6 protein-coding genes are annotated in these 7,493 nt (G+C 57.8%); all 6 read right to left on the bottom strand.

Annotation, left to right across the window (positions count from 1 at the left end; genetic code table 11):
* A partial coding sequence (locus D9X30_RS16420; RefSeq protein ID WP_502799640.1) for a transposase occupies nucleotides 1-250 on the bottom strand: 250 nt, incomplete at its 3' end.
* Between the two features lie 291 nt (nucleotides 251-541).
* Nucleotides 542-3,481 carry a Tn3 family transposase gene (locus tag D9X30_RS16415; RefSeq protein WP_153950387.1) on the bottom strand — a complete coding sequence of 980 codons (2,940 nt, stop codon included), beginning with the start codon at nucleotides 3,479-3,481 and terminating at the stop codon, nucleotides 542-544.
* A gap of 442 nt (nucleotides 3,482-3,923) precedes the next feature.
* On the bottom strand, nucleotides 3,924-5,378 hold the full coding sequence (locus tag D9X30_RS16410; RefSeq protein ID WP_153950388.1) for a toll/interleukin-1 receptor domain-containing protein: 1,455 nt from the start codon (nucleotides 5,376-5,378) through the stop codon (nucleotides 3,924-3,926).
* Between the two features lie 22 nt (nucleotides 5,379-5,400).
* Nucleotides 5,401-6,444, bottom strand: coding sequence for a GPW/gp25 family protein (locus tag D9X30_RS16405; protein ID WP_153950389.1), 1,044 nt, complete (start codon nucleotides 6,442-6,444; stop codon nucleotides 5,401-5,403).
* A 404-nt stretch (nucleotides 6,445-6,848) separates the two neighbouring features.
* On the bottom strand, nucleotides 6,849-7,106 hold the full coding sequence (locus D9X30_RS16400) for a hypothetical protein (RefSeq protein WP_153950390.1): 258 nt from the start codon (nucleotides 7,104-7,106) through the stop codon (nucleotides 6,849-6,851).
* Nucleotides 7,107-7,123: 17 nt separating this feature from the next.
* A complete protein-coding gene (locus tag D9X30_RS16395) occupies nucleotides 7,124-7,411 on the bottom strand; it encodes a hypothetical protein (RefSeq protein WP_153950391.1) in 288 nt (95 codons plus the stop codon).
* Nucleotides 7,412-7,493 lie beyond the last annotated feature (82 nt).

Genomic DNA, 7,493 nt, shown 5'->3' with positions numbered 1-7,493 from the left:
GCGAGGCCGGGACCACAGCTTCGCCAGCGCTCACAGCGGCCAGGCTTCCTTCCTGGTACTGCTTGCGCCATGCGAACACCTGATTGGGATTGAGCCCATGCCGTCGGGCAACCGCCGAAACCGTGGCACCCGGCTCCATCGTTTCCTGAACGATGGCGAGCTTTTCTTGGACTGAACGGCGCCGCCGCCGCTCAGGTTCGGTAAGAATTTCGATGCTTTCCACGATTTGCCTAGGCTTGAAACTAGTCACAAGACTACCTCTTATTGTAAGAGGTGCCGGGTGTCCTGAGATTCAAGGGGCCGCTCCATTCGGCACCAGGTGCGTGATACCGTGGGGCATATTTAAGACAACGGATGTTTCACGCTTGTACTAATCGCAGGTCGGCACCGTCGCGGCACGTATTGATGGCGCCCCGTGATACAGACGAATACAAAGATTTTGGTAAAAAAGGCCCGGTAGCTCTTGAATACGAGGGGCGCTTCAGGCAGGAAAGCCTCCGCGAGATCGTAGTCTTCTCCACTCAACCAACTATGGATTAGGTCATGCTGTACGCGAGGTCGTCGGCACGTTCTGCGCGCTGGTTGCGCTCGGCAGTAGCCGGTGCGCGTAGCGAGCAATCGGGAAATCGAAAGTACCACGCAAGTTGATGCCTTCCAAACGAGTCGGAGCGATCTGGCGTAGGTCTCCGGCACGCATGGATTCTCCGCCGATGACCTCTATTGCCTCCAGAGCCTGCTGCATGTGCAGTGTGTTCCAGGCCATCACGGCGTTGGTCAACAGCGTCAACGAAGACGAGACCGCTGCCAGCGACGCATCGTGCCGAGCCAGTTCCAAGGGGATTTTTCCGTAGTGGATGGCCCGCTGGACGGTGTGCACAGCCTCGCCGCGATTCAAGGCATGCTGCATCTCCTGGCGGAACGCAGAGTTCGTAAAATAGTCGACGAGGAAAATCGTACGGAATAGCCGTCCCAGGTGCACCCCCGCGTCATACACGTGCTGGCCCCTCGCCGCCGCGCCGAAACGTGTCAGCGCCTGCACCGCCGTGCATTGGCCGGTCTGGACCGATGCCGCAATCCTGACCAGTTCATCCCAGGCAAGTTCGATCAATACCAGACGGACGTCGGCGTCCGCTACTGCGGCCAGTTCTGGCGGCACTTCATGGCCTTTGGGTACATGCAGCCGGCGATCACGCAGATGAGAAAGTCGCGGGCAGAGATCGAAGCCGAGCAGCCGTGACAGACTCATGGCGAAGTCGGTGTAGCCGTGGGTATCAACGGCGAGCTGCGTTACGTCTTCCCCGCCATTCTGGCGAATCACGCCCTCGATGGCGGCGCCGGCTTGTCTCTCATTCAGGAGGATTGGCTGGTCGTAGAAAATGCCCCACCGGTCGCGGACATGGGTGTACATCCCAATCGAAGCGGTACGCCGACGTGGGTCAGCCCGCGCTTGCCAGACCGAGCGCGTCGTCTCCAGCGACATCATGTCGGAAGACGCCAACTCGGCGCGCCCCCAATGCCGGGCGATGGGATGCTGATGCATGAAAGCAAGCACTGAATCAGCGGCTTTACGCAGTTTCCGCTCGTCCGCGATACGATGCATCATCTGACGAATCGCGCTTGGTGAAAGTTCCGGCACCATGCGAGCGAGGTCCGTCGCAGACATCGAGGTCCCGTGCGCGAGCACAGCGGCGTAGACCATGAGCAGCTCACTGCGAGAATACGGTTCTCGCCCCAGCAGAAGCCAACTGAAATGAGTGTGGCTGTCGATTTCCAGAAGAATTTCAGGCAGTTGTCCGTCTGGGTGCCGGTCAAATAGCGCACGCCGCAGGGCCTCAACCGAAGCTTCGGGCCGCTTCGCCTTTAATGGATCAACATGGATGGCGCTATCGATCCTTAGCTCGCCCCGCACGGCGGCATCGCGCAGCCGGGCGAGCCCCGCGTCGAGGTGCTCGACCACAGGTTCCAAAAATGCTCTTGCGTCCTGCGGCAGTTTGAGATGGCCATAGAAGTGGTTGCGCCGCGCCTGCCAATCCTGGCCGGAAATCAGCATGGTTGCTTGGCTGCGGAAGGCGAAGCTGTGATCCAGGAATACCGAGCCATTGCGTAGCGCCACCCGCAGGGCAAACAGCGTTCCCCATTCGAAGGCGGCCAGCGCTCGCTTACGGTCCTGCCCCTCCAGTACTGGCTGCCAGGCTCGCCCGAAGCGCACGGCAACCCGATTTGGTAGCCAATTAGCCTTCCGCGCATAGAGATTGTGCAAGATCTCCATTGCCTCTATCACTGGATGGGCGGACTGCGTGGCGAATGGCAGCTGGACCAGCCTGCCCAGCATGGCTCTCGCAAGCCGATGCCGCAACAGCAGTTGCTCTCGAATCATGCTGGCACGGCTTCGCAGGCGATGCTGGCTCGTTGCGGCGTCGGCCAAAGCATCCAATTGTTGGCAGAGCGTTTCTCGTGTGAGCGTGTCATCAGCGATGAGCCCTTTGACGGCTGCCGCAAATTCTCGCAGCTTGATTTCTGGATCCGGCCGGCCAGCGTCAATGAGCCGTCCTGCGTCGTTGACGGATTTGCGGATCCAGTGGCGCAGCATGGACGACATCTGGTCCGTGGCAGCACACAAGGCATAGCGCAAGAAGCAAGCAGACTCCAAGCGGCGGGATTGCTGCACCATGCGTTTGCTGACCGAGGCCGGTCGATTGGCGCAACGTCTCGCGTAGTGCCGTACCACCGCCTCATTGCAGACGGCCGGCCAGCGATGTTGGACGCCCAACTTGTACAGCCGCTCGATCTTGTCAAACAGCTCCCCCATTTGATGCGTGGAGCTGCGCAATGGAACCGCCCACAGCCATTGCTGCAGACTTGCTTGATTGCCTTCCGGACGAGGTAGCAATGCCCCCCAAGCGTCAAGCGATGCCTCGCCATATGCGAGCACCAACGCGTCAGTCAATGCCGCCTCGGAAACCTCCACGGCCTGGCTAATGAGGCGTTTCAGCGCACGGTCATGCGGGATCAGAACACGATGCTCGTACAGCCACCGCTTGAGCTCGTGCAGCATGTCACTGCGACTAGGTTGTCCCGCTAAGCGCTCTTTGAGCCAACGCGTCACGTAGCGTCGCTGATGCTCAGCCATCGGGCTGAAACCGAGCGCCTGATAGGCGAGCATCTGATGGTCCACCAGCGTGTCGGTGCGCCGGTCATAGAGGGCGCTCAGCGTGCCCATATCCGGTGGCGTGATGCCGAGTTGGGCGCCAACATATGCCCAGAGAAATTTCGGAACCTGCTTGGAGGCGTCAAGGGTGCGGCCCGTCATACGCACAAAGCCGATGTGGACGGCGCAGGCCAGCCGGTACAGCTGGCTGCGCCGTGCGTCGATCAGGGCGCGCTCCTTGGGAGAGAAAGTGAAGAAAGTGGCTAGCTCGAACTCGCTGAGCTCGCGCGGCATCTGTCGCATGCCGAGATACGCCAGTTGCCAGTGATCCATCGCGCTTTTCTCCCAAGCGGTAGACGGACCGCCGAGATTAACGGCAAGGACACGGAGACGCAATGAGCTGCCTGATACGTGCCTCGTGCGCCACTTATTACGTGCAAAATCTTGAGTCAGTAACCCATTGATTTACATGGCTATCGTGTTGGCCGTTGCCCGGAAACCCGCATGAATACTCGGGGTCGCTATCCCGGCAAACTGCAGCAATATCAAGGGCACCCCTATTCCGGGGCATAAACTACAGGGTGATTTTTCCGTTGTGTAGGATTCATGCCTTGTGTGGCGTGCCCTAAGCCTGCCCGAACACTGTGTTACTCGCGCATGGGCTGATCGCTACACCACATCGTACGCACTAGGTTCAAGATCCGAGCGCATCGCTCGATCACGGTTGGAGTTGAATACCATTACGCTTGGCTGGCCTCGCCCAGCAGGGCAAGTGCTACTTGGTCAGTTCGTTCAAGTTGATGGCCTCGATGAAGTTGAAGTCGCTGAAGTGACCCCTACCGAGTCGCCCAAATCCCTTGAGCCGCTCATTCGCGCTATCCAGCTTTGCTTTCAAGGTGGCACCCGTATCCACTCCTAGGGCGGCGTGAATTCCCCTTCGGACTTCTTCGTCTGCTGCTCGCATGAAGAGCGGAAACTTGCTCGAGTACGAGCAGTACACCGTAGTTCTCGCCCCCCAAATGCCCGGCCAAACGTTGCTCGGTTGTACACCGAGCCGCGCAACGCTCTCCAGCATCAGGAAAACGTCCGCTTCCATGAGTTCAACGAAACTCGTCTTATCGGCGGAGCATCGCTCCTTGAGGAGGTCTGCGCTGACTGATACTCGATTCAGCTTCAGTTGCTGGTTGCGATGCTCGTCGAGAGATACGAGACCTGCATCGAACACTGTGCAGCTTGACGCCTTGAATTCTCCTTGACTGCTTTTAACGACGTACGCAGCGCTGACAAGTCTGCGCAACGACTTCCAGCGCCCGTGCCGAATAAGCGCAGCGGTTTGAATAAGAAACGCTTCAAGTGCGAAATACGAGAATAAGTCGGACCATCCCGGGTAGTACTCCCCCGATGCAACGGGAGGTCCGAAGTGCCCACCGATTCCCTCCATCAGTTTCAGGAATGGGGAAACCGAACTCGGGTCGTCGAGCGAGAACGCGGCCACGGTTTCCGCGTAGTCAGCAACCTGGTCCCGGAGGCCTTTCGTGCTCGCGATAGCCTGGTATACACCTTCGTGATACCCATTCCCGGTGGGCGTAACGTACAGCTTTTCGAGCTCCGTTAGTACACCCTTAATGAACAACATTTCTAGGCCCTGCCGGTTCGGCTTGCCGTCCTGGACGGCTCGAATCGCAGCTCCCAACTCCTTGACGTAGCTTGCCCCCCCACTGGTCACAAAGGCCGGAATGCCGCCGAGCTTTGGCTTCTGATGGAACGGTTGCTCATAGATAAGTCTCAAGAGTTGGTCAAGACCGTTGCCGTACAGTTCTTCCGAAGATACGTCAATGTAGATGAGGCCTTTCATGAAGACCGGAAGGCACGGTTGTCCCTCGTCGTCATACTCGCAGACGACAGGGATGAACTTGTTTTGCTTGACCTTCCCGTAGAGCTCTTGCGAGATAATTTGCGACTCTGTTCCAACGCCGCCGGCACGATAGTTTGCCTTCTCCTGGTATTTTCGGTCGCACAAGACTAGAACCTTCAAGACGTCCGCGTCGACGACCATAGATTCCATGAAAACATACTTGTCCTGGCCGGGCTTGAGGTCCCATTTGTCGAGAATCGCATCAACTCCATGGTTGCGTAGCGAGGTCGCCAAGCCCAAGACAAATTGCTCGTGCTCTGCATCCGTCCAACTGTACGAAATGAAAACCTTTGGGTGATGGGTAGTCCTGCTCATGTCTCAGTGGATTTCCGTTGTTCTACTTGTTCGGCAGCTGATCCCACATGGGATGCCGCAGCGGCCGATCACCTCGCGGCAAGAAAATTGAAATCACTTGCTCCCATGGTCCGACACCCTGCACATCGAGCTTGAATCTGAAGTCTTGCCAATCGGTGTCCCGTTGCGCCGCAATCTTCTGAACATCATGTACGCGCAGCACGCTCTGAAGCAGGGTATAAGCGCTGTTCTGCACGCGGTCGCGGTACGGCACGCATGCCAGCCTTATAACCTCCAGCTTGATCCGGCGCTGCAACCACGGGGAATCTTCGAATTCGTCAAAGTATTCCTTTATGCGGGAACCTGCTTTGGGATGGAACGGAGACTCGCCCTGCAGCATGGATAGAGTTTCTTTGATCCGCTGAGGCAACGCATCGATTCCTGAAACCATTCCAATGTCACCATTCTCGACGAAGAGATCGTTTGCAGCATTTGTTGCCAGGGTCGCCCCTAGCTTGTGAGCGTCGACGCAGGGAAAACGGTCTTTGACTGTGCACATCAGTTCAATTGAATTTCCCCGCCGAAGCCACGACGGCTCCGTGGCAAGCTGCCGACCATCACCAAGCGCATTGACGACAAGATAGCGGTCGAAAGGATCATGAGCATCAAATCGCTCGCTAAAGTCAATCAGTGCTCGAATGTCTCCATCAACAAAGTGGTCAATCCGAACTGACCAGTTCTTGCCGGAGGTGCCCAAGAGCTCACCGACACCGACGACATGCGGGCCTACGGCGACGAGATCTGCACCACGCATGAATCCGCGCCCTGCGTTCAGCTCGTTCGCAATGGCCTGCTCGTGGTCGTTCTTCATCCGCCTGAGGACGTCAGCGGTGTAGCGAACCACGTCGCGATCAATTTCGACGCTATGCGTCGCACAGAGCCAAATACCGTTCCGAATGTTCCTCCGTTCATCTCGCGTCATATTCGCGTCGTAACGTCGGCCATTAGGTGCCGCCGCATAGATGTGCGCGGCTACACCTACGTCGACAACTGCGTGAGGCGATTCGTTGCTGGGACCGGTGGTCAAGGCGCCACAGCCTGGCATTGAGCAACGGAAACCGGCCCGCATCGCAAGGTGGCGTCTCGTCTCTGGTCGAAACTCGTCTCGCTTACTGGAGGCCATGATTTTCCGAAAAATGTTGTTAGCACTTATTCGAGCCAGTTCCAGGCGTAGGCCCCGGCTAGAATCACCAGAACGACTAGCATTAGAATTCGCCTTCCCCCGCGCGTTGTCGGCGAGTCCCCTTGGCCACCGGAGAGCACGCCTACCACAATCATGGCTAAAACAGCCACCGCGACCACGCCTTTCGCCAAGCCTCGGAACACGGATTGAGCGGCCCTCGCCGCACTAAAGCGGGGGCGGAACAAACGCCGCGAAGGCTCAATCCCCCGCTTAAACTCGGTCACATACCGTCACCTCTTTTCCATTTTCTAAATCGCCCCAGCTTTTCGAACCATGAGTTCGGTAGCAATTGCGTCGAGCGCTTGCACCACGTTCGCTTCGGGGACCTTCTCTTGGAGCTGCTTGTTAACAACGCCACTAAGCAGCCAATGCATTTTGGGCGCCCCGTGCAGCAGTTCCCACAGCAGTTCGACTGGCAGCTCCTTCGCAAGGGCAACCAGCGCAGCGTAGTCGGCAAGAGTCGGCTCTGCTCCATCAACAAGGGCATTGAAACGTTGCAAGTCCACGATATCGCTCCAACCGGCTACCGGTCGGCAACGGGACGCTCGCGCGCCAGTTTTCTCGACGTTCGTACAGATTGCGGAGCTGCATTTCCAGGCACCCCATCGGTCAACACAGCGCCATGCCTTTCAAATTTGATCCAGGCGCTGTCGACGATTGTGCGAATATGCGAAAACTGCCGGACGAATTGACAGTATGCGGGATTTTCCACACCGGTCTCACGTTCCTGCACGCTCCTGATGAAGCTGTCCCATGGCCTCGCATCCGCAAACCATGCACATATCCGGCTGATCTTCTCTTCGTCGCTCATACTTTTCCGTTGATCTAGAGGCCTGCTGGCAACTTATCATGCGGCCCGGACGGCATTCGGTGACCCTCGACCACGCATCCTT

The sequence above is a fragment of the Cupriavidus sp. U2 genome (assembly GCF_009663685.2).
Taxonomy (GTDB): Bacteria; Pseudomonadota; Gammaproteobacteria; order Burkholderiales; family Burkholderiaceae; genus Cupriavidus; species Cupriavidus necator_C.
This window is presented reverse-complemented; position numbering and strand designations above follow the sequence as displayed.